Raw genomic sequence first — 20,086 nt, 5'->3', positions numbered from 1 at the left:
TTTTGTGTTAAAGTTTTGAAATTTGACTCGAGATAAGTCGGATTTATTACGTCTACGGGGAGTATCTGAGAAAGTAATCTTTGCGTGCGAGCCGCATGAAGAGTTAAATGAGAAAGAGCAGAACCAAGGTAAGCTCCTTTGGTTCTGCTCTTTCGGTTCATTTACACGAGATGCAGCTGCTTGAGCTCCTCTTGGACCATGTTCTCATGCTCTTCCTCATCTTTCTTGGCCTTGGCGGGACTCCAACGTCCCTTCATAAGCGGCACCGAGAGCATAAAGAATATGAAGGCTGCTACGCAGATCCAGTACCAGGTCTTCCACTGACTAGGACCATTCTTGGCAGCGTTGACCACTGCGGTGGCGTGCTCTTGCAAGAAGGTAAGTGCTGGAGCAACGGCCTTGAGCTGATTAAGCTGGGCGGCGTTTGCCTGCAACTGCTGGAACTCTGAAGCGTTAGCCGCCAGTTCCTTTAGCTGTGTAGTATAGGGAGCCAACGTCTGAAGTTGAGGTGCGACCGCTATGACCCCGTCGATCGCTGCAGCGTTTTGAGCGATTGTTCCCACTATCTGCTGGCCCTTAGCGCCACCTCCCGCAGCAGCGATCGCCTGGCTAATTAGCGAAGACGGAATCTGAGACGGGTTAGTGTACTTGGCCAGCTGGGAGAAAATAGTCGGGTTATGTTCAATTACCGAAAGCTCAGGTGCGAACCTTTGGGCGTTGGCTAACTGTGTCTGATATTTCGTAGCCGTCGCAATTATCTGTGGGTGCGTCTCTGCGAAGGCGATCAGGGACGCATGGGTCTTGGCAAAACTGATTAGTGAGGCGTGCGTTTCCGCAAAGGCGATCTGCTCTTTGTACTGGTTTGCATAAGCCTTGACCTTAGCTCCGTAAGATACAAGTGGAGTTACCGATGTGACTATAAGGGGCAAGATAAGGAATGATACAAATACGACCATCCTTAGTGTCCATCCCCAAATTGCAAGTCCTGTAGCCGTGAGCGCAGGGTTTCGGGCTTCGACGGTTTCAGTGAAGCTGGCCATCCAGGGTGCATATGCAAAGGCCAGGAAGACCGATATCGTAGCAAGAATGAGTGCCATCTCGTAGTAAGACACAGTCTTGCCTAAAAGCCCAATAAAGATGACGGTTAATACCGTACCGCCTACGGCACCAAAGATCATAAGTGGCTTTCTTACTCTGAGCTTGTCAGAGATAATGCCGATCACTATGAGTCCTACGGCGTTTGCCCCCCATTGCCAGTTGGCGATTCCGTTCGCGTTTCTCAAAGAGAAGCCGAAGACCGTTGTCATTACAATTGTGCCGAATCCGACAGCTGTATAGTAGATCAGCAACATTACAGAGACCGCAAGTGCAGAGATAATTATGTCTGCTTTGAGCATTTGACGCCATGGATGTGCCAGAGAGGCTTCGATGTCTATGCCTTTGGCTTTGGCCTCGATAAGAACCCGATCTTTAGTGGACACCATTAACTGGTCCCGCAGTCTTGGAGAGAGCTCTCGCATGCCAAATAGAGCGACTAGAAAGACTAAAAGTCCTATTGCTCCGCAGATTCGATACTCTGTCTGCCACTGAGTAGTCGCTGTGATAGTAGCAGAGCCGACGACAGCCACAACGAGGCTTCCCAGCACTGGACCTGTTGTCCAAAGACCCATAGCGGTAGCTCTTCCGGTCTGTGGCGAGAAGTCTCTTATGAGTGCCGGTGTTGCTACCAAGGCGATTCCCTCTATGACTCCGACTAAGAAGGTCGATAGTATAAATGGCCACTTTGATGTCATTGCTGGTATCAGGAACAATGTCGCTAGCCCTGTCACCAGCAGTCCCGTTACTACAAGGTTTGCCCGTCCGACGCGGTCGGCGACTCCAGCTACTAGCGATCCAAAGGCGCCAATTAAGTTCCCGATGGCGATTGCTACCACGTAGAACGTAAAGCTCATCCCGAGCTTTTGAAGAAGCAGTGTGGAGACCGAACCTCCGACGTATGACTCGTAGTACAGCGCAATGGTGGAAATTACCACAATTGCGAGCTGTATGGATCGTGGTTTTATTCGTGGGTAGTGTTCTAGTTCTCTGTGTGTAAGTCTGTAGACAAAACCGTTTCGGTTCTGACTAGCGCCTGATTGCATACCTATATCGGTGGTAGTCATAAAAACCCCCCAAGCTCAATGCTAAAGCCCCCCGGCTCGTGCAGACTAGAGTTCTAAAGTTCTAGTTACGACATGGTAACTTGTAATAGACCCTCCGTCAATAGCACACCCGCAAACTGAATTCGCCCTTAGTGTTCCCCTCGTCGTCCTGTTATGGTGCAAGAGTTTGCTATGTGTGATCAAGTTGTTGGAACGCTCTTTTTGTACCATTAGCTTTGAATGAACGGGGCGAAACACTGGGTGGTCTCTATACTGAGCCTTTGAAACCATGAGTCTCACCAAGAGTTTGTTCAAAGCCACCGTCGTTTCGGTCTCTACCTTAGAGGTTATTTCTCTTCTCGGCCTGAGGAGAAGCGTTGAGTCTCACAGAGTCTTTTGGGACCAAGAGTCGCAACGGGTGGGTGCATTTAGATATCTAGCGCTTGGAGACTCGGCAGCACAGGCTGTTGGATCTTTCGATCCGAGGAAAGGTTACGTCTACCAGCTAAAGCAGTCTCTGGAGGCCGAGGTAGAGGGGGGTGTCTCGTGTACAAATTTGAGTATCTCAGGAGCCACGGCGAGATCGGTTCTAGAAGATCAATTAAATGCGTTGGATTTGAAAGCCTTCGACCTTGTAACACTGGGCGTCGGTGGAAACGATGTGCTTAAGAACTCCGTGGACAGCTTTGCGGTTGACTTCTTTGATCTTTTATCTCGGTTGCCTAAAGGCAGTTTTGTCTCCAATATCCCTTATTTCGGAGGCAGAGTGAGAAGACCAAAGAAGGTGATGGCCATGAACGACGTCGTATATCGCTGCGTTGCAGATACAGGGATGCACCTGGTCGATCTTTATTCTGTGACCAAAGATTGTAACTCGATGTTGGCTTACTCGGCTGACCTGTTTCACCCAAACGCAAAAGGTTACGGGTTGTGGCGCTATGCATTTTGGAAGGAGATCGGTCCGTGGCTTAAGGTGTATTTGATGGAAAGCGGAGCTAGATGCGCTCGTAAAGCTTAAGCGATCTTGTACACGTGAATTGGAACTTGGCGTCACAGTCCAAGCTAACAGGTTTCACCTCTCGTACGTCTTACCCTCTCTGTTGCGAGAGTGTTGCTAGTGAGTAGGTAGGCTAAAGCCATACCCTTACATCGAATTGGGTCATCTCATAACTTATGGTTGATATAAGAACTTCGAATTACTCTAAAAGGTCTGACAAGTACAAGCAAGTAACTTCCGCTTCGTGGCGAACTCATTATCAGCGGAAGGAAAGCTGCTGGTTCAGCTTCAAGTGAATATCTGACAGCGCTAAGTAAGTCAAAGATGATGAATTTCTTGCCAATTGGGGCAACCTGTGCTGGGAGGTTCTTAGAGTTATTCTAGATACTCCAACGACTGAAGCAGAGTCCCACCTAGGTCGTAGTGTAGTCAGGTGCGCAGACCTCGTAGTTAGTCGGCTCACTCTCTGACTGTGTCTCGGCGAGGAGTTTTCGTGAGGCATCTAGATCTCAAGAGCAAGTAGGCGCTCAACTGCGGTTGCCATCGTCGCAGGTGATTTGCAAAATGCCCACCTGACTAAGGTCCTACCGCGACCGCGATCTTTATAGAATACCTCCATGGGTATAGCTACGACGCCAGCCTTATTAGGGAGTTCCATGCAGAACAATGTAGCGTCGTACGACTCTAATGCTGATATGTCTGTGACGACGAAGTAGGTTCCAGCGGTATCACACACAGCAAGACCGGTTTTTCGAAGTGTCTCGATCAGCACGTCTCTTTGAGGCTTTAGAGTCTGAGATATCTGAGAGGTAAATGTGGTTCCGTTTTCTAAGCCAAAGGCAATGCCTTCTTGAAACGGTCCGCCATTGACGTAAGTGAGGAACTGCTTGGTCGTAAGTACTGCATCCAACAGCTGTTGGGTCGCACATATCCACCCGATCTTCCATCCCGTCAAGGAGAACGTCTTGGCTGCTGATGAGATGGTTATGGTTCTATCTCTCATCCCTGGAAATGTGGCCAAGGGGATGTGTGCGCCTTCGAAGACCAGATGTTCATACACCTCATCGGTGATTGCTATGAGGTTGTTGCGTACGCACAGATCAGCCAGAATGCCCAGCTCGTGCTCCGTGAAGACCTTTCCGGTGGGGTTGTGTGGGGTGTTGATGAGCACAGCCTTGGTTCTATCTGTTACCAGGCTCTTTAGATGATCAGCGTCAAAGCTCCAGCTCGGCTGATCGAGGGGTACTGGCACGACGACCCCTTGTGCCATGGTTATGGCAGCCTGGTAGGAGTCGTAGAAGGGTTCAAAGACTAAGACCTCGTCTCCGGGTTCGATTAGCGCCAAAAGCGATGCAGCGATAGCCTCAGTGGCCCCAGCCGTTACTAACACCTCCGACTCAGGATCATACTTTAGACCATAAAAGAGCTCTTGGTGGTAAGAGATCGCCTTCCGAAGCCGCAAAATACCCCTGGCAGGAGGGTACTGATTGCGACCTTCACGGATTGCAGCCACGGCTACATCTCTTATAGGCTCAGGACCATCGAAGTCGGGAAAGCCTTGCCCTAGATTGATAGCCCCTCTCTTAGCGGCCAGCTCAGACATAGTAGCAAAGATCGTTGTGTCAAATCCTTGCATTCTGGATACGAGAAAGGGGTTACCAAAAGACACAAGGATATGATAGCCCCTCAGATATGTCTTTTTGTGCCCTTCGGCTCGAGATGTGCCTGTTTTAAAGGGTGATCCATCTCAGATCTCAAGGCCATCATCTGCATCTTTACCGGCAAAGATAGGACGAATCGCAAAGAGGAGATACCAGACGATGGCGACGGTAATGAGAGCGGTTACGAGGTTTCCCCCAAGCCCAGCAAGTATGAAGATCACGACAGATACGAGGTTGACCAAGGTGCCCAGAAATACAAGATCCCAGCCATTCTTCTTCATATCCTTGAGCGGCTTTACGGCGCTTAGGTAAATAACGCCATAGATGACCAAGGTTGCAATGGACAGGTAGAAGAACACTCCAAAAGACGCTGGACACAGTCCAAATGCACACACAGCACTTACTGTGCTTGAGATTGAAAATAGATCCCACGCGCTCGCCAATGACGCTAGCCCGGCTATCCCAGATAAGATCCATGCATACCTTGCCAAGCCTTCAGAGAATCCCTGCGGAAGGGAAGGGAGCTGTTTAGAAATCGTTGCTAGTTGTACCTCTAACTTCTCAACTGCCTTTATCGACACCTCCGAGCCTCCTTACGATTTTCGTACCGGTCAGAGTGTAGCACCCAAGAGCCCATCGCTGCCTTGTGGAGACTGGCTTGTTTTCACTTATTTTGGGTAGTAGTTGTAGACGTGGGGGATGTGGTCTATTCTGACCGATATGAAGGAGATCCTCGGGGAGTGAAATGATCTCTTGTGTCGCTCCTGACCTAGATGAAGGGAACTAACTACGGTGCTGACAGATGCTGGGAAACTGAACGTTGTGGAGGTCTCTCCACGGGATGGTCTTCAGAATGAGAGTACAGTTTTTTCTACCGAGGACAAGGTAACTCTGATCGAGAGTGCGTGGGCTAGTGGGCTTAGACGCATAGAGGTTTGTAGCTTTGTGAATCCTAAGCGAGTGCCCCAGATGGCTGATGCCGAAAGTGTACTGTCCAGTCTTAGTGATGGGATATTTGAAGGCGCCATTGGTCTCGTTCTGAATGAACGAGGGCTCGACCGAGCGCTCGATACCCCACTAAAAGAGGTCAACTACGTGGTTGTGGTAACTGAGACGTTTTCCCAAAAAAACCAAGGAATGAAGGTTGCTGAGACTATAGAGGCGGCGGGACGAGTAGTGGAGCGGGGGTCTAGGGAGGGATTGAGAGTATCAGTAACTCTATCTGCAGCATTTGGATGCCCATTCGAGGGAGAGGTTCCGGTTTCCCAGCTTGTGTCAGTGGCTAAAGCCGTCTCCGATTTCGGGCCCTTTGAGATTGCTTTGGCCGATACCATTGGGGTGGCGGTTCCAACGGATGTAAAGAGACGAATCGAAGCCGTATCTGAGGTAATCGACCCATCAATGCAGCTTCGCTGTCACTTCCATAACACAAGGAACACCGGTTTTGCAAACGCATGGGCTGCTATCGAGGCTGGGGTCTTAAACTTAGACGCTTCTTTGGGGGGCGTCGGAGGATGTCCGTTTGCTCCGAACGCAACCGGAAACATAGCCACAGAAGACCTTATTTACCTAGCAGAGAGGTCTGGGATAGAGACCGGCGTCGATGTCGAAGAGCTGTTCCCGGCGATAGAGTTCCTACAAGAAAGACTCGATAAGGTGGTTCCCGGACTCCTGTCTAGAGCAGGAGTCTTCCCAAGTACGTACTCATCGGACACAAACGTCTAGCTATGGATTGACAACGGAACCAATTTGAGGACGTGCATATGAAAGTTGACTGCGTCGAGCTGCTGCGGCTGTCACTTCCTTTTCGTGAGACGTTTTCGTCATCGGTTAGTACGCAAAGCACCAAGGAGTTCTATCTTCTAAAGATCTACAGTGGCGAGTACGTCGGGTATGGTGAGAGCGGTACGACCAACGACGCATTTTATGTTGAGGAGACAAACTGCTCACTTAGGTATCAGCTTGACAACTTTTTGCTGCCTATGTTGTTCGAGCGGGAGCTGGAAACCCCCTCCGACTTTGTCTCTATTGCCTCTAAGGTGAGACGGAACTATATGGCAAAGGCGGTAGTGGAGTCGGCACTTTGGGATCTGTTCTCCAAGGCTGAGAGAGTCCCGCTATGGCGCAAAATTGGCGGTGTGAGAAAGCGAATTGATGCAGGCATCAGTATCGGTGTCCAGGCGACTTGGGAGGACCTCTTTGATAAGGTTGCCCAAGCCCAGATTGAAGGCTACCGCAGAGTAAAGATGAAGATAGAACCGGGGAAGGACTATGAGTGGATTCGCAGAATACGTCAGAGCTTTCCAGAGATGCCTTTGATGGTCGATGCGAATGGAGCCTATTCGCCCTCAGACATAGATGAACTGTGTAGATTTGACGAGCTTGATCTCATGATGATCGAGCAGCCCTTCGGAGTGTACGATCTGCTTGGGCACGCAGCCCTGGCCAGAAAGATGAAGACCCCGCTGTGTCTCGATGAGTCTATCTGTTCCTTAGAGGACTTAGAGGTGGTCATGACATTGAAAGCCGCATCGGTTGTAAACCTAAAGGTTGCACGGGTCGGTGGAGTTTCAGAGGCGATTTCAATAGAGAAGTTTTGTAGAGAGAACGGCCTGTCGCTGTGGTGCGGGGGATTGTACGAGGCGGGAGTTGGTCGGGCTTTGAACCTGGCGGTAGCTTCGTTGCCGGGGGTAGACCTACCGGGAGATACCTCGCCGTCAAAGCGGTACTTTGTCCGAGATATCCTAAAGGACGATATCGACTTTGTCGAACCGGGTGTACTAGTTCTAAGTGAGTCAAGCGGTCTTGGGATTGATCTTGACGATCTATTCATCGAACAGATCGCTCTTGAAAGAAGTATCTACACAAAGACTTCGATGGCTCTTGATTAGCCGATCAGGGCCCCAAGGTGATGACGACCTGAGGTGCCGGCGGGTTCTTTCATAGAGTAAGACAAAGAGTTGCTAAGATGCCCTTAGGGCGACGATGGAGCACGAAAAGGGGGATTAAGCGGTGGAGTTCAACTATGTAGAGCTGGAAATCGGCGAGGACAGAGCTTATGTAACGATGAACCGACCGGAAAAACGAAACGCACTTTCACTTGTTCATATGCGAGAGCTGATAGAGGCGTTTTCATTGGTGGCGGGTTCTGAGGTAGCAGGCGTCGTGTTGAGAGCCAAAGGACCGGTGTTCTCTGCTGGACACGACTTTCGGGATATGGCGGGTCAAGATCTTTTCTATATGAGAAAGCTCCTTGCGACCTGCACCGAGCTTATGACGCTGATCGGCGAGATTCCCCAAGTGGTGGTTGCGCAGGTCCACGCTCTAGCTACCGCTGCAGGAGCTCAGCTCGTTGCGAGCTGCGACTTGGCGGTGGCTTCTAAAGCAGCAGGATTTGCGGCTCCAGGTGGAAAGGGTGGATGGTTTTGCCACACGCCTATGGTGGCGATCTCTCACTCTATAGGTCGTAAAAGGGCTGCGGAGATGGCCTTTACCGGTGACGTGATCGACGCTATTACCGCAGCCCAGTGGGGTCTGATAAACTATGCCGTAGAACCTGACGAGCTGGAGTCAGCGACCGAAGATCTTCTTTCAAGAGCGACCAGAGGATCCAGATACTCAAAGAGCTTTGGCAAGGAGATCCTCTATCGCCAGATGGATCTTCCAATAGACAAAGCCTACGACCTTGCGGTAGAGGCGATGGCTTCAGCGTCACAGACACAGGATGCTCAAGAGGGTATGAGTGCTTTCTTGGAAAAGAGATCGCCTAAGTGGCAGCATCGGTAATGGATTGATAGCTTCGCATCACTAGAGATTTGACGACCGAGTTAGTCCTTTCTTACCCCGGAGAATAATTGAGAGGCTCGGACTCAGATGCAGATCATGTAAGCCAAGAAGTGCTGTACCTAAGTGGAGTGGGTAAGAGCGAGGTCTACTTGCGGATCTAAACTAACGATCCGCCTATCTACTTGACACAGGAGACTTTAGCACAGAGCTTTTCAACGGCGTCAGTTGCTATCGATATAGAGGCAGAGGCGTCGATTTTGGAAGAGATTGTACTGATGGAGGCGACCGTGATCAGCGCACTTCCTGTATCGACTAACACCTCTGGGTTGGCAGATCCAAAGCCTTCTAAAGCGGCTATTTTGTCGATCTTAATGCTGTGAAAACCCAAGGGAGACGCTTCTGCCTTGAGGGAGTTGTAGTACTGTGTCGGAGTCGATGAAATTGGCGGCTGAATCCTAATTGTCGCAGAGCTACCTAGTCCAGTTACAAGAGATGAGGCACTGTAGGTCCAGCTGCATTGGCTATGGTTCCCACTACCCTGCGCACTTTGGCTGTTGACCGGTACATTCAGGGCTGCCGCTACCTGTGCTTTGGAGACTAACGAGCATGCCAGAGGCAAAGAAGTGGTGAGTGTCGGGCGGCTAGCGGAGTTTGCGGTTGTGGAGTTAGCTTTTGTTTGCGTGCCGCATCCAGCAATAAGGACAGGAAGAAGAAGCGAACTCACAAGTGGGTATATCCTGCTTTTTTGTATATTTGGTTGGGGCAGAAGAATGGGCATACGCAGTAAGCTTATCACATCTTTCTAGCCGGTTTATCTGTAGCTTAGTGCTAAGGCGGATTACATCCAAGATCTAGCAGTTATTTAGACTTCATTGCTTGTTCCTTTGGGTCAATTCCTATGGTCGCTGTATCTCTTGGCAAGCGAAAGCCCCTTTGGGCTGGACCTAGAGGCTCTGGGCGCCGGCCTATGGACAAAGCGCGTCTAAGCCCTTTGTTGAGGGGCTGCTTAGCGCCTTGGTAATGACCCCTGCGCTTTGACGGACAAATGTCTGGGACTTTGGCGACGTTGGTCAATCTTATCCACGCGCCGCTCAAGCGAACCATCTATGCAACCGAAGGCTGTTGGGGTTTTGTCTCTCCATATCGAGCGGAAGAATGGCCGTATATAAAACACCAGTACTGATCTCCCATCGACCAATGCCACCACTCTGTTGGGTAGTTTGCAAACCCCTGTGCCTTTAGTACACGTGAGAGCACTTTGCGGTTTCTGCGTGCCTCGTCCGAGATCTCGTTAGAGTCCATGTAGCATCGCATGCCGCTTTCTTCTGGACTTTCATTTACCTTGGTACCCATATCAAGTTCTGGTCCATCTACGTAGGCGAGCGTTAGGTCTACCGCAGCTCCTGTTACGTGGGGAGGTGCGATCCACGGTGGAGCCACGTAACGTGATGCGAGCCGATTTAGCTCGTCCTCTTGTGCATCTTTGTACATCCCTCTAAGTTCATCTACGAAGTCGTAGAAGTAGCGTTCTTGTATCGATCGTGGCCGCCATCCTTCGTAAATCCGAAGTTCGAGCTCACTGGGGAGAGCCTCTGAAGCTCGATAAAGTCCTTTTGCTACCGAAATCCTTACAAAGCTGTACCTTGTGTCGACCTCGCCGAATTTAGGGTCGATAGTTAGCTTTGAGGAAGGCTCAAGTCGAACAAGGTGCTCTCCGCATTCACTGATGGGGATAGAGCTAATCTTCGGATCTGAGAGAAGAACAAGAGACTCCCTCTTTGGGTCTATATCTTCTCTTACCTCAAAATTCTTTGTCATATTGACTCTACCTAAGCGGCGAAAAAGGCAGGAGTGGGGTAGGGGTTCTATTCTCCGTGATTCCCTTTGCAACTAGCTCGCCGGTGATCGGAGCATAGGTTACACCCCACATGCCGTGACCGGCAGCTACCCATATGCGCCTTGAGTTCGTGGGTCCTATAACTGGGAGCCCGTCGTGTGTGATTGGTCGTGGACCTACCCATTCCGAGCGACGGTTCCGAAGGTCAACACCGCTTAGAAGTCCAGAGGCGTTAGCGACTATGGCATCTACTCTTTTTGGGTCGTAGGCTCGCTGTAAATCTGCGATCTCCATAGTTCCAGCTACACGTAGTCCCCCATCGATGGGGGTACAGGCGATGCGTTGTCTTGGAAAATAGACAGGATGTGCGATGGTCGCTTTCGACTCGGACCAAAACGAATATCCGCGACCAGCGGCTTGTGACACCTTGACGCCGAGCTTCTTCGCAAGAGGACCAGCCCATGCACCGGTAGCGATAACTGCACTGTCTGACACGACCCTATCTCCATTGGATAGACGTGTTGTAACTTGATTTGAGCTAGGTTCCACTCCAAGGACTCGTTGACCTAAGACAACCTTTCCTCCCTCTGCCTTGACCTCTTCGGCTAGGGCCCTGGTAAATGCGTAAGGGTCGATGTATCTTTGCCCTAGCAGAAGCTGTGCATACTTTACGTTAGCGCTAAGGAACGGATAGAGTTCTCTCAGCTCTTTACCTTCTAGTTCCTCGGTCTCGATGGTGCCACCAGCTGCTTTGATGTCCTTTATCTCTTCCTTCAGTGATACAGCGTCAGCCTTTGTGTAAAATGCAGCAAGGATCGGAGCTGAGGTTGTGTGTAGAGATCCCTTTTTGCAGTGTTGTACAATAAAGTCATAGCTTGTGATGGCGGCTTCGTTCAGAGGTAGTAACGCTTTCATAGCCTCGATCCATCGCGTAGTGGTACAGTTTTTGGCGAACTTCAGTGCAAATGCGATCATGGCACCATTTGATGTTGGAGGTACATATAGCGGTGAGTTGCGGTCGAGCAAAGATCTAAGACCAAATCTTAGGACCGAAGGCTCGGGTAGGGGAGTGGCCAGGCCGGGAGAGATCCAGCCCGCGTTACCATAAGATGCTCCTGACGCAACCGAACTCTGCTCAACTACCGTCACGTCAACTCCCAGCCTCAGAAGGTGCCAAGCGATGGATAGACCCACGACCCCTGCACCAACTACCGCTACTGACCTTGTATCACCCATCGTTTACCCCTCGGCCTCTCCTTGATAGTTGCCCTCAAGCCCTGCAGGCAGAGAGCTGCGCCGCAGACCAAACCATATAATGCCTGCCAAGATGACTATAGCGGTAGTGATCAAGTCTCCCTTGGACTGTTGACTAAGGGCGATGACCTTAGCTGTCAGGATAGTTGTCGCACTTCAAAACGGAAGGCATCTACCCCTATTCAGTAACTTCAACCGAAATGACCAGCATCAGGGTTGTGGTCTATATCAAATCTTTCTATGGTCGCAAAACAATTTATTCTCGGGTTGGACATAGTACTCTCTTGCAGTTTCAAGCCGTGTATTGCGATAGTCGACGAGAGGAGGTTGCCTAGGACCAAACCATCTTGTTTCGATAGGTTTCCGGAATCGAAGTAGCAGGCCACAACACTAGGTGCCTACATATGTGGACGAAGTCCGGGGAAGGCCTGTGCAGCACCCAAGATAACACAGAAGTAGCTAGATTTGGCCTGCTTTTGTCAGGAAGCACACAAAATCGTCTTCGTCACGGGGCCGGAGCCGGCGGAGCTGAATATTGGGCTTCCAGCCGATATAGCGGTCTCTCAGACCGATAGCCAGCCACAGCGACAACGACGTGTTCGTCTTTGACGGTTATGTAGCAGATAACCTCGTCGGGACAGACGGCCGCACAAGGAGACTCTGAAAGTGCTACGAGGAGCATGCTTTCGTGCACTAACTTCTATCAACCCTTTGCGATACACGCCAATCCCATCTCGTAACACTATGTCAGCCAACCGGAATAAGGACTTTTGGAGTTGTCCTGGGAGTGGACTACTAGTGATTTAGAAACTGAACCGTTCCTTGAGCTAGTTTAGGTTCAGGTCATCCGTTGGGGGACAAAGATCCTCACGTCGATTAGTGAAATGTGTTAGCGTTGGGAATAGTTATAGACAGAGTCGTCCGTGAACCTAGGGGGAGCCATGTGAAAGTGGGAAGCATCATCGGGGGGTGTCAGTCTTAGCGGCTGGCGCCATGTTAGCAAGCGTAGGGAGCGGTATGAGCTCGACGGCATACTCGATGGCTGGGAGATCCGCTGTGCTCTTTGAAATTAGCCAACCACAAATTATAAGTAACTCTGGAGGAAGCTGCGTCTTCCAAAACGCGGAATGGCCGCATGCTTCTTCGCATAACCCAGATAATGTCAAGGCGGCCTGGGGAGTCGCATGTTCCACCCAGCAGAGTTCTATTGCACTTACGATATCTATTTGGGAAAAGTTCTCAAACGCCCTTTACCGTTTATTATCTCGAAGTGGCAGCCGTTTCAAAAACGTATACAAACATCTCAAGCATTAGGCAGCAGATAGTGCTGTACTCGTGCAGTGGTCAAGGCACCCAGACATACTACGCACAGGCAGTAGCAACATTTACCGGTGATGGCAACTCTGCAACCATCGCTATGCAATCACCGTTAGTTGATGTTACCTGCAATTAAAGGATCGTTATCAGTGAATGAATTCCCCAAGGATCGTGTAAGTTGAGAAAATGACCATCCCAAATGACGTGCACCAGTACTACTGGTATCGCCTTCATAGGGTCTCATACGAGAACCAAACACTGCTTGCGCTTGCGACTTCGGTACCACAAAGGCGCATCATTGAAATCGGCCCGATCATGGGTTTTGGTTTCGGACATGCCTTCGGAGGACCATCTCCTTTCAAGAACAAGGAGATGGCAATACTTGAAGCATTCATGGTTCAAGATGGTGATTCGATTGTTCTACGAGATAAACGGGAACACCTGATACTCGGCGCGCTCTCTGAGTTCGAGGCAAACTTATGGAGAGAATCGCTTCAGATGCACAATAACTGGCCTGTCGCTCTATATTCCGAGATCTCGCAGTCAAAACCGAACCAACTCGCTGAATGCAAGTGTTTAACTAGAAGGACGCGTCGCTGGCCACTCATAGATGACACCGTTGAGATTGAACTCCTGCAAGACCTAGAGAGCTTTTGTCATCGTGTTCACAACTTTAGTGCGCTAATGGAACGGTTCAGCGCTTTCACAGAGGAGTTGAGAAATTATCTCAATGGGTGCGCTAGTGAACAAGATGTTGTTAAATGGGACGGGATTGCAGTAGATATCGACGGTGTTGACTCAGGAATTTTCGCTGCTCTTGCTGAAGAGGGGGTTGCAATGTACCAGGCGGCGAGGCGACTGACGACTAACGTAGGGGAGTTTGGCGCAGTCGCTTCGCTACTGCTTACAGTCTTGACCTACCTAGAACACTCAAGTCTCTACTTGCGGGCGACCGCCGCATCAGACCTATGGGGAGTTCTAGATTGGTCGGATGACCCTGGCACGTTTTACGATACAGTCAACACGTTTAGAGAGGCCGTAACTCATGCTTTTGAGGCTGGCTGGACGACAGCCTATCTTGGTATGTGATACTCCCCAATAACGGGCGTCACTTTCGGCGAAACAACTGCTCAACGAACTAGCGGTCACCTACCCCTTTGACGTGCGCTCTAAGTGGACTAGGCGATGCGATCATAGCAACAATGAAATTTCCAAGAGCGCCAGAACAGATGGCTGATAGGCTACTGGCAGCAATCGCTGTGGGAATTTACGCTCAGGAGGTTCGTCTCCCTTCCCTCCTGAGCGCGAGTTAGCGAGAGTTTTTGGTATTGGTCGACAAACTCTAGGTCTCGCAATCGAACAGCTACGAGCAAAGGATGTAGCCTCTATAAATCGCGCAAGGAACGGCGGCACGGTTGTGAGGTCGCTCGAGAAGGACTCCGCAGTGTTCACCTCGGCGTTTCGTTCTCTTGAGCCACTTGGTGATCCCTCAGCGAAATTTTGGACTATCGGAACCTGGTAGAACAGCTAATTGCCAGAACAGCTGCGGAACGTAGACAAAGAAGTGATATCGTGGCGATGACCGATGCACTCGATAGTTACCGCAGAGCTACTTCGGTGCATGAGTCGCGAATCGCTGATCACTGGCTACACGATGCAGTAGCGACTGCCACTAAGAACTCCTATCTTCGGATGCTGTCTCGAGCCCTGATCTCGGCGACAAACCTAGGGTTTAGGCAGGATCCGTTTTCACAAACTCTTCGACAACATGCCCTCTTGGATCACGAAAAACTCGTAGACGCAATCGTAAGGCGTGATGGTGAAGAGGCCGCGCAAGTGGCAAAGGACCACTTTCTCTCAACCTCCTCTGCGCCATGGAAGGAGTTTGTTACAAATGTTTGTGACGGTGAGTCGATAGATTCTCAATGAAGGCTCCGTGTAAGCACGTGCGAAAATTGACCTAGGACAAGGAGATGTTGCCGAGGAATAAAAGCTGGTGAGCTGTCTTTGATCGTTCTGTCAAGTAAGGTCAGTATCGTTGCGGTTTGGTACATTGTCATCTAGACAAAGACAGCTTCAGGCAGCTTCGTGGTGCATTAGTCATGAGAATTTCACTAAGAACTACCTTGTCATTCCAATTGTTTATAAATATGAGTTAAATAGTAGGAATTACTGGTAGCTTGGCGTATGTTAAAGAGTTATCGGAGAAAGGTGGGAGCATGAAGATTGCTAACGACGTAACGGAACTTGTAGGAAACACCCCACTTGTAAAGCTCAACAAGGTTGTGGGGGACTCAAAAGCGGAGATCGTTGCCAAGCTCGAGTTCTTCAATCCAGCGCACAGCGTTAAAGACCGCATAGGTGTCGCAATGATAGAAGCGGCGGAACAAGCAGGTCTTATCGGCAAGGACACTACGATTGTAGAGCCTACCAGTGGCAATACCGGAATCGCGCTGGCAATGGTCTGTGCCGCTAAGGGGTATAGATGCATACTGACTATGCCGGAGACGATGAGTCGCGAGAGGCGAATGTTGCTTAGAGCTTACGGCGCTGAGCTGATATTGACTCCAGGGTCTCAAGGAATGGGGGGTGCAATCCAAAAGGCTGAAGAACTTGTTAAGTCAAACTCGAACTACTTCATGCCCCAACAGTTCGAAAACCCTGCCAACCCTGAGATACATAGGAAAACGACCGCCGAGGAGATCTGGAGAGACACCGATGGCAAGGTGGACTTTGTGGTGGCTGGTGTGGGAACGGGCGGGACTATATCGGGTATCTCTGAGGTTATAAAGGCCAAGAAGCCGTCGTTTAGGGCAGTAGCTATCGAACCGGCAGAGTCTCCTGTGCTATCTGGGGGAGCCAAAGGCCCTCATCCGATACAGGGAATCGGTGCAGGATTTGTTCCTGGTAACTTCCATGGCGAGTTTATCGACGAGATCTTGAAGGTTCCGGCCGAGAAAGCCTTTGAGTATGCTCGTCGAACCGCAAAGGAGGAAGGAGTCCTAGTGGGAATCTCCTCCGGTGCTGCAATATATGGCGCTATTGAGGTGGGCAACCGACCGGAGAACGAAGGAAAACTTATTGTCGTGATAGTCCCCTCCTTTGGTGAGCGATATCTAAGTACGCAACTATTCGAGGGACTCGGTGACTAACCTAATTAGCCACATGCGTAGGGATCTCTATGCAGCTAAAGACAGAGACCCTGCGGCTAGATCTTTGCTTGAGGTTGCCCTGTTTTACCCAGGTGTCCATGCCGTATGGGGTTACAGAGTCGCTCACCAGTTGTGGATATCTAACTACAAGTTTCTTGCAAGAGGCTTGTCGTTTCTTATTAGAGCGCTGACCAGTGTTGATATACACCCAGGTGCTCAGCTTGGTCCCGGCTTATTTATTGATCATGCACTTGGTGTGGTGATAGGAGAGACCGCTGAGGTAGGCGAAAACGTAACGATCTACCATGGGGTCACTCTTGGTGGTCGAGGGCTGGAGATGGGTAAGCGTCACCCTACCGTAGGTAACGGTGTTACTATCGGAGCCGGAGCGAAGGTGCTCGGACCTATAACGGTGGGAGACGGCGCAAGGATTGGTGCAAACGCTGTAGTGGTCAGGCCGGTCCCTGCAAACGTGGTCGTGGTGGGTATTCCCGGTCAGGTTGTTGACGATCACAGCAAGGGACGACCCGGTCTAATCGATACATCCCAACCTGATGTTCTAGGTGCTGCCATTAAGTCACTGAAGCACAGAGTGGACGAGATTGAAGAGAAGGTCATAGGTCATATAGAACACGACGATGACGTGAGAATGGACGAAGACGGAGTCTGGATATTGGAAGATTTCTCTATCTAGATAGAGAAACACTAACTCGTGGTCACGATGACGGGATAGTCCTATTGGTTTGATTCGACGTGAAGACAAAGAGGTCTGAGTTCTGGGATTGATCTCTTGGGGGCAACATCTGTTCCATGGAGGTCCGATCCACAAGGTAGATTTGATTGATACTAGATAGCGTTTCTTGCCTTTGTCATCACCGCACTGTCGATCCAGGACCCTAGTTCTACCGATTCACTTCGAGTCTTACTTGTTACTTAGCTTTTTGACATGACGAAGCTCTCTGCATCGCTGCCTGTTGCAAGTGGCCAATGGCGTACATCTTGATCTGTGATTTCGTTGTCGTCATAGAGCGCCCCAAGTGCAAGGAGATCGCTCTAGGCTCTATTATTGATGTGATGATCAAGAGTCTGACTGACCATCAAGCAAATGAGCGCACCTTCCTTGCGTGGATCAGAACAGCGGTAGCTCTTATGGCTTTCGGATTTCTAATACAAAAGTTCACGATCTTTGTCGCTTACATTCAGGAAGCGCTATACAAGCGCTCCATTCGCCCGCATGGAAGTTTGACAGGCGCAATGGGAGCGGGGATGATCCTTGTGGGAACAGCGGTCGTTTTGATCTCGACGATGCGTTTCCTCTCCGTGCGGGCCAAGATAAACAGTGAAGACGTCCAGTCTTTTGAGATACCGTTTCTCGAGGTATCTCTAAGCCTGATCCTTTTAGTAGTTGGAGTGCTTTTGGTCCTGTACGTGGGACACGTGGTCTACTGACCCTGAAGTGACTGGAGACCGTTCCAGATCAGGCTCGACATCCGTCTAGCCCACATGAGTGCGATGGAGTCTTCAAAGGGTATCTCCTCTCCGTTACTGTCGAGCTCGGGTACGTGTTCTCGCAGGTAACGCTTGGCCATGCCTTCCGCCATAGCGATCACGCCAGTAGCGATAAGGTCTCTATGGTCTTTATCAAGCGAGGTATCGATCTCCATGGAGATAGACGAAGCAACGTGACTATCTATCTGGTTGACGATCTCGCGAAACTCGGGATCCTTCCTCGGTCTGGAGGAAAACATAAGCTCAAAGGCAGCGCGGTTTTCGTATACGAATCTGAAGTACGCCTCGAACCCCTTTGTAAATCGCTCTTCTTTGGTAATGTATGCCTCGTCGGACATTTTAAGGGTCTTTACCAGGTCTTCATTGATGCGCTTCAAGATAGCGCTATACAGATCACGCTTAGATTCAAAGTGCTGGTAGATAACTGGTTTTGTCACACCAGCAGCTACTGCAATCTCCTCCATAGTCGTTGCGTAGTAACCTTTTTCACCAAAGGTTGCAATGGCTGCATCTAAGAGTATCTGTCTGCGGTCGGAGGCACATAGCCTTGCCGGCCTAGCCTTGGAAAGCTGCTGTGTGCCATTTAAGTTCGTCATCGCCTCTTCCATTGCCCTCCCTTGGGTTATGGATCTGATTAACACTAGCGGATATGTCAGATGATGTCCTAGCGTCTGATGTAAGACAAGGTGAAGATGCCCTTTGGCTCCTTTGTGGGCATCGGTAAGGAGTTTTTGTGGTAACTGCTAACATGACTTCGTCACGGAATAAAGAAGGGTCAGCCAGTTGTCGCGGAAAAAGGCTTTGATAACAGGAATTACAGGGCAAGACGGCTCTTACCTCGCAGAGTTCCTCCTCTCAATGGGATATGAAGTCGTTGGCATGATGCGTCGGTCGTCGACGGTTGGTTTTGAACGTATCTCTCACATCCAGGACTCGATCACTTTGGTAAGTGGGGATCTCTTAGATGAGGTCTCCATGATGTCAATACTGAGAGAACATCGGCCAACTGAGGTGTACAATCTGGCTGCTCAGTCATTCGTGCAAACCTCGTGGGGTCAGCCGGTTCTTACGGGGGAGACCACAGCACTGGGTGTGACAAGGCTCCTGGATGCTATTCGAATGGTAGATCCTGAGATCCGTTTTTATCAAGCCTCTTCCTCTGAGATGTTTGGCAAGGTGCGTGAGGTTCCACAGACCGAGTTGACGCCGTTTTATCCAAGAAGCCCCTACGGTGTTGCCAAGGTATATGGACATTGGATAACAGTGAACTACAGGGAGTCTTATGGAATCTATGGTTGCTCGGGCATCCTGTTCAATCATGAATCCCCAAGAAGGGGTTTAGAGTTTGTGACTCGTAAGATCTCATACGGAGCGGCAAAGATAGCTCTCAATTTGGCAGACTCCTTGGCGCTTGGAAATCTCGATGCCAAGAGGGACTGGGGGTACGCTGTCGACTACGTGAAGGCGATGTGGATGATGTTGCAACAAGATTCGCCTGATGACTACGTAATTGCCACGGGAGAGACTCACTCGGTCAGAGAGTTCTGTCAACTGGCGTTTGCAGCCCTCGATCTCGACTGGGAACGTTATGTGAAGCTCGACGAGAGGTTTTTTAGGCCGGCAGAGGTCGACCTTTTGGTCGGAGATCCATCAAAGGCAAAGAGCGGACTGAACTGGCAGAGCACAACGTCGTTCCCAGAGCTGGTTGAGATGATGGTTAGGTCTGACTATGCAGCGCTAAAGCGCGAGATTGGCTAAAGTCGCTTCGGCACTTGAATGGCACCGAGACGGCAGGTTGTAAAGATAGAACAGGTGACGGTCCTCCTAGGAGGATTTCCTGCGCTGGCTAGGTGTGACTTCGACGTCTTTGAGGCCGAGATCGTGTTGATAGCCGGCTCCAACGGATCTGGGAAAACCACATTGCTAAAGCTGTGTGCTGGCATATGCGGATTTAGGGAGGGTTCGGTGAGGGTGTTTGGCGTGGATATGAAGGGATCCCGAGCCGATGTCCGCAAGTTCGTAGGCTATGTGGGTCACGCCACACTGCTCTACAACGATCTAACCGTAAGGGAGAATCTCAAGTTCATTGCGTCCTGCCTCGACATACCCTTCGAGAGAGCCTTTGAGTATGCATCGGAGTTTGGCCTCAGTGGGAAGATGCTCGATCAGCTCGTCGGTACCTTGTCTGCAGGGCAGCGTAAAAGGGTGTCTCTGGCTGCAGCGTTTTCGCGTGAGTGTGAACTCCTATTACTCGATGAGCCCCATGCGTCCCTGGACCACGAGGGCAAAGAGTTTCTGGAGCAGGTATCGATAAGGTTTAGGGAGCTTGGAAGGTCTGTAGTAGTGGCCTCGCATGAGTTCGAACGCATGGAGTCGATAGCGGATCGTCGTTATCAAATGGACTCGGGCCGAGCCTTGAAACTATAAAGCGA

Annotated in this window: 19 protein-coding genes; 11 read left to right on the top strand and 8 right to left on the bottom strand. The window is 50.4% G+C overall.

Translation table 11 applies throughout. The annotated features are described in order from the left end of the window. Positions 1-161: 161 nt before the first annotated feature. Positions 162-2,162 carry an MFS transporter gene (locus BUA24_RS04335; protein ID WP_084660184.1) on the bottom strand — a complete coding sequence of 667 codons (2,001 nt, stop codon included), beginning with the start codon at positions 2,160-2,162 and terminating at the stop codon, positions 162-164. A 268-nt stretch (positions 2,163-2,430) separates the two neighbouring features. Between BUA24_RS04335 and BUA24_RS04330 the strand changes: the two genes are divergently transcribed. Beyond that, positions 2,431-3,159 (top strand): SGNH/GDSL hydrolase family protein, encoded by a 729-nt coding sequence (locus BUA24_RS04330; RefSeq protein WP_072789071.1) that lies wholly within the window; start codon positions 2,431-2,433, stop codon positions 3,157-3,159. A 481-nt stretch (positions 3,160-3,640) separates the two neighbouring features. Here the strand turns inward: BUA24_RS04330 and BUA24_RS04325 are convergent, their stop codons facing one another. Both BUA24_RS04325 and BUA24_RS04320 read right to left on the bottom strand, forming a co-directional pair. Beyond that, a complete protein-coding gene (locus BUA24_RS04325) occupies positions 3,641-4,807 on the bottom strand; it encodes a pyridoxal phosphate-dependent aminotransferase (protein WP_072789070.1) in 1,167 nt (388 codons plus the stop codon). Between the two features lie 78 nt (positions 4,808-4,885). After that, the gene (locus tag BUA24_RS04320; RefSeq protein ID WP_072789068.1) at positions 4,886-5,380 is read right to left on the bottom strand and encodes a hypothetical protein; all 495 of its coding nucleotides are present in this window, start codon (positions 5,378-5,380) and stop codon (positions 4,886-4,888) included. A gap of 211 nt (positions 5,381-5,591) precedes the next feature. Between BUA24_RS04320 and BUA24_RS04315 the strand changes: the two genes are divergently transcribed. From BUA24_RS04315 to BUA24_RS04305, 3 genes are all read left to right on the top strand, one after another. Then, positions 5,592-6,524: a hydroxymethylglutaryl-CoA lyase gene (locus BUA24_RS04315; protein WP_245790289.1), complete on the top strand. Its 933-nt coding sequence runs from the start codon at positions 5,592-5,594 to the stop codon at positions 6,522-6,524. A 38-nt stretch (positions 6,525-6,562) separates the two neighbouring features. Next, entirely contained in the window at positions 6,563-7,690 is a 1,128-nt protein-coding gene (gene menC, locus BUA24_RS04310; protein ID WP_072789066.1) for an o-succinylbenzoate synthase, read from the top strand. Positions 7,691-7,865: 175 nt separating this feature from the next. Further along, positions 7,866-8,585: an enoyl-CoA hydratase-related protein gene (locus BUA24_RS04305; protein ID WP_072789106.1), complete on the top strand. Its 720-nt coding sequence runs from the start codon at positions 7,866-7,868 to the stop codon at positions 8,583-8,585. 178 nt (positions 8,586-8,763) lie between these two features. Here BUA24_RS04305 and BUA24_RS12115 read toward each other — a convergent pair whose 3' ends face one another. The 4 genes from BUA24_RS12115 to BUA24_RS12110 form a co-directional block, all read right to left on the bottom strand. Then, positions 8,764-9,309, bottom strand: coding sequence for a hypothetical protein (locus tag BUA24_RS12115; protein ID WP_143146381.1), 546 nt, complete (start codon positions 9,307-9,309; stop codon positions 8,764-8,766). A gap of 380 nt (positions 9,310-9,689) precedes the next feature. After that, a complete protein-coding gene (locus BUA24_RS04290) occupies positions 9,690-10,403 on the bottom strand; it encodes a M15 family metallopeptidase (RefSeq protein WP_072789060.1) in 714 nt (237 codons plus the stop codon). 7 nt (positions 10,404-10,410) lie between these two features. Beyond that, a complete protein-coding gene (locus BUA24_RS04285; RefSeq protein WP_072789058.1) occupies positions 10,411-11,658 on the bottom strand; it encodes an NAD(P)/FAD-dependent oxidoreductase in 1,248 nt (415 codons plus the stop codon). A 523-nt stretch (positions 11,659-12,181) separates the two neighbouring features. Then, on the bottom strand, positions 12,182-12,370 hold the full coding sequence (locus tag BUA24_RS12110) for a hypothetical protein (RefSeq protein ID WP_143146380.1): 189 nt from the start codon (positions 12,368-12,370) through the stop codon (positions 12,182-12,184). A gap of 809 nt (positions 12,371-13,179) precedes the next feature. On the opposite strand from BUA24_RS12110, the gene BUA24_RS04275 reads away from it, so the two are divergent. From BUA24_RS04275 to BUA24_RS04255, 5 genes are all read left to right on the top strand, one after another. Then, positions 13,180-14,082, top strand: coding sequence for a hypothetical protein (locus BUA24_RS04275; protein ID WP_072789054.1), 903 nt, complete (start codon positions 13,180-13,182; stop codon positions 14,080-14,082). Between the two features lie 411 nt (positions 14,083-14,493). Next, a complete protein-coding gene (locus BUA24_RS04270) occupies positions 14,494-14,922 on the top strand; it encodes a FadR/GntR family transcriptional regulator (protein WP_072789052.1) in 429 nt (142 codons plus the stop codon). Positions 14,923-15,212: 290 nt separating this feature from the next. After that, positions 15,213-16,145, top strand: a complete 933-nt coding sequence (gene cysK / locus BUA24_RS04265) for a cysteine synthase A (RefSeq protein ID WP_072789050.1) — start codon at positions 15,213-15,215, stop codon at positions 16,143-16,145. A 13-nt stretch (positions 16,146-16,158) separates the two neighbouring features. Next, a complete protein-coding gene (gene cysE / locus BUA24_RS04260; protein WP_072789040.1) occupies positions 16,159-16,839 on the top strand; it encodes a serine O-acetyltransferase in 681 nt (226 codons plus the stop codon). A gap of 305 nt (positions 16,840-17,144) precedes the next feature. After that, positions 17,145-17,594 carry a YidH family protein gene (locus BUA24_RS04255; protein WP_143146379.1) on the top strand — a complete coding sequence of 150 codons (450 nt, stop codon included), beginning with the start codon at positions 17,145-17,147 and terminating at the stop codon, positions 17,592-17,594. On the opposite strand, the gene BUA24_RS04250 is transcribed toward BUA24_RS04255, so the two are convergent. After that, positions 17,588-18,262 carry a TetR/AcrR family transcriptional regulator gene (locus BUA24_RS04250; RefSeq protein ID WP_072789038.1) on the bottom strand — a complete coding sequence of 225 codons (675 nt, stop codon included), beginning with the start codon at positions 18,260-18,262 and terminating at the stop codon, positions 17,588-17,590. The two genes, BUA24_RS04255 and BUA24_RS04250, sit on opposite strands and share 7 nt — an antisense overlap. Positions 18,263-18,437: 175 nt before the next feature. Here BUA24_RS04250 and gmd point away from each other — a divergent pair, with 175 nt between their 5' ends. After that, positions 18,438-19,412 carry a GDP-mannose 4,6-dehydratase gene (gene gmd / locus BUA24_RS04245; RefSeq protein WP_072789036.1) on the top strand — a complete coding sequence of 325 codons (975 nt, stop codon included), beginning with the start codon at positions 18,438-18,440 and terminating at the stop codon, positions 19,410-19,412. 18 nt (positions 19,413-19,430) lie between these two features. After that, positions 19,431-20,081, top strand: a complete 651-nt coding sequence (locus BUA24_RS04240) for an ATP-binding cassette domain-containing protein (protein WP_072789034.1) — start codon at positions 19,431-19,433, stop codon at positions 20,079-20,081. Positions 20,082-20,086: the final 5 nt, after the last annotated feature.

The sequence above is a fragment of the Ferrithrix thermotolerans DSM 19514 genome (assembly GCF_900128965.1).
GTDB lineage: Bacteria > Actinomycetota > Acidimicrobiia > Acidimicrobiales > Acidimicrobiaceae > Ferrithrix > Ferrithrix thermotolerans.
This window is presented reverse-complemented; position numbering and strand designations above follow the sequence as displayed.

Excerpts from the sequence above, each read along its gene's own strand:
- BUA24_RS04330 (WP_072789071.1), top strand. The coding sequence starts at position 2,431 with ATGAGTCTCACCAAGAGTTTGTTCAAAGCCACCGTCGTTTCGGTCTCT.
- BUA24_RS04285 (WP_072789058.1), bottom strand. The coding sequence starts at position 11,658 with ATGGGTGATACAAGGTCAGTAGCGGTAGTTGGTGCAGGGGTCGTGGGT.
- BUA24_RS04305 (WP_072789106.1), top strand. The coding sequence starts at position 7,866 with ATGAACCGACCGGAAAAACGAAACGCACTTTCACTTGTTCATATGCGA.
- cysK (WP_072789050.1), top strand. The coding sequence starts at position 15,213 with ATGAAGATTGCTAACGACGTAACGGAACTTGTAGGAAACACCCCACTT.
- BUA24_RS04275 (WP_072789054.1), top strand. The coding sequence starts at position 13,180 with ATGACCATCCCAAATGACGTGCACCAGTACTACTGGTATCGCCTTCAT.
- cysE (WP_072789040.1), top strand. The coding sequence starts at position 16,159 with ATGCGTAGGGATCTCTATGCAGCTAAAGACAGAGACCCTGCGGCTAGA.
- BUA24_RS04250 (WP_072789038.1), bottom strand. The coding sequence starts at position 18,262 with ATGGAAGAGGCGATGACGAACTTAAATGGCACACAGCAGCTTTCCAAG.
- BUA24_RS04240 (WP_072789034.1), top strand. The coding sequence starts at position 19,431 with ATGGCACCGAGACGGCAGGTTGTAAAGATAGAACAGGTGACGGTCCTC.
- menC (WP_072789066.1), top strand. The coding sequence starts at position 6,563 with ATGAAAGTTGACTGCGTCGAGCTGCTGCGGCTGTCACTTCCTTTTCGT.
- BUA24_RS04335 (WP_084660184.1), bottom strand. The coding sequence starts at position 2,162 with ATGACTACCACCGATATAGGTATGCAATCAGGCGCTAGTCAGAACCGA.
- BUA24_RS04290 (WP_072789060.1), bottom strand. The coding sequence starts at position 10,403 with ATGACAAAGAATTTTGAGGTAAGAGAAGATATAGACCCAAAGAGGGAG.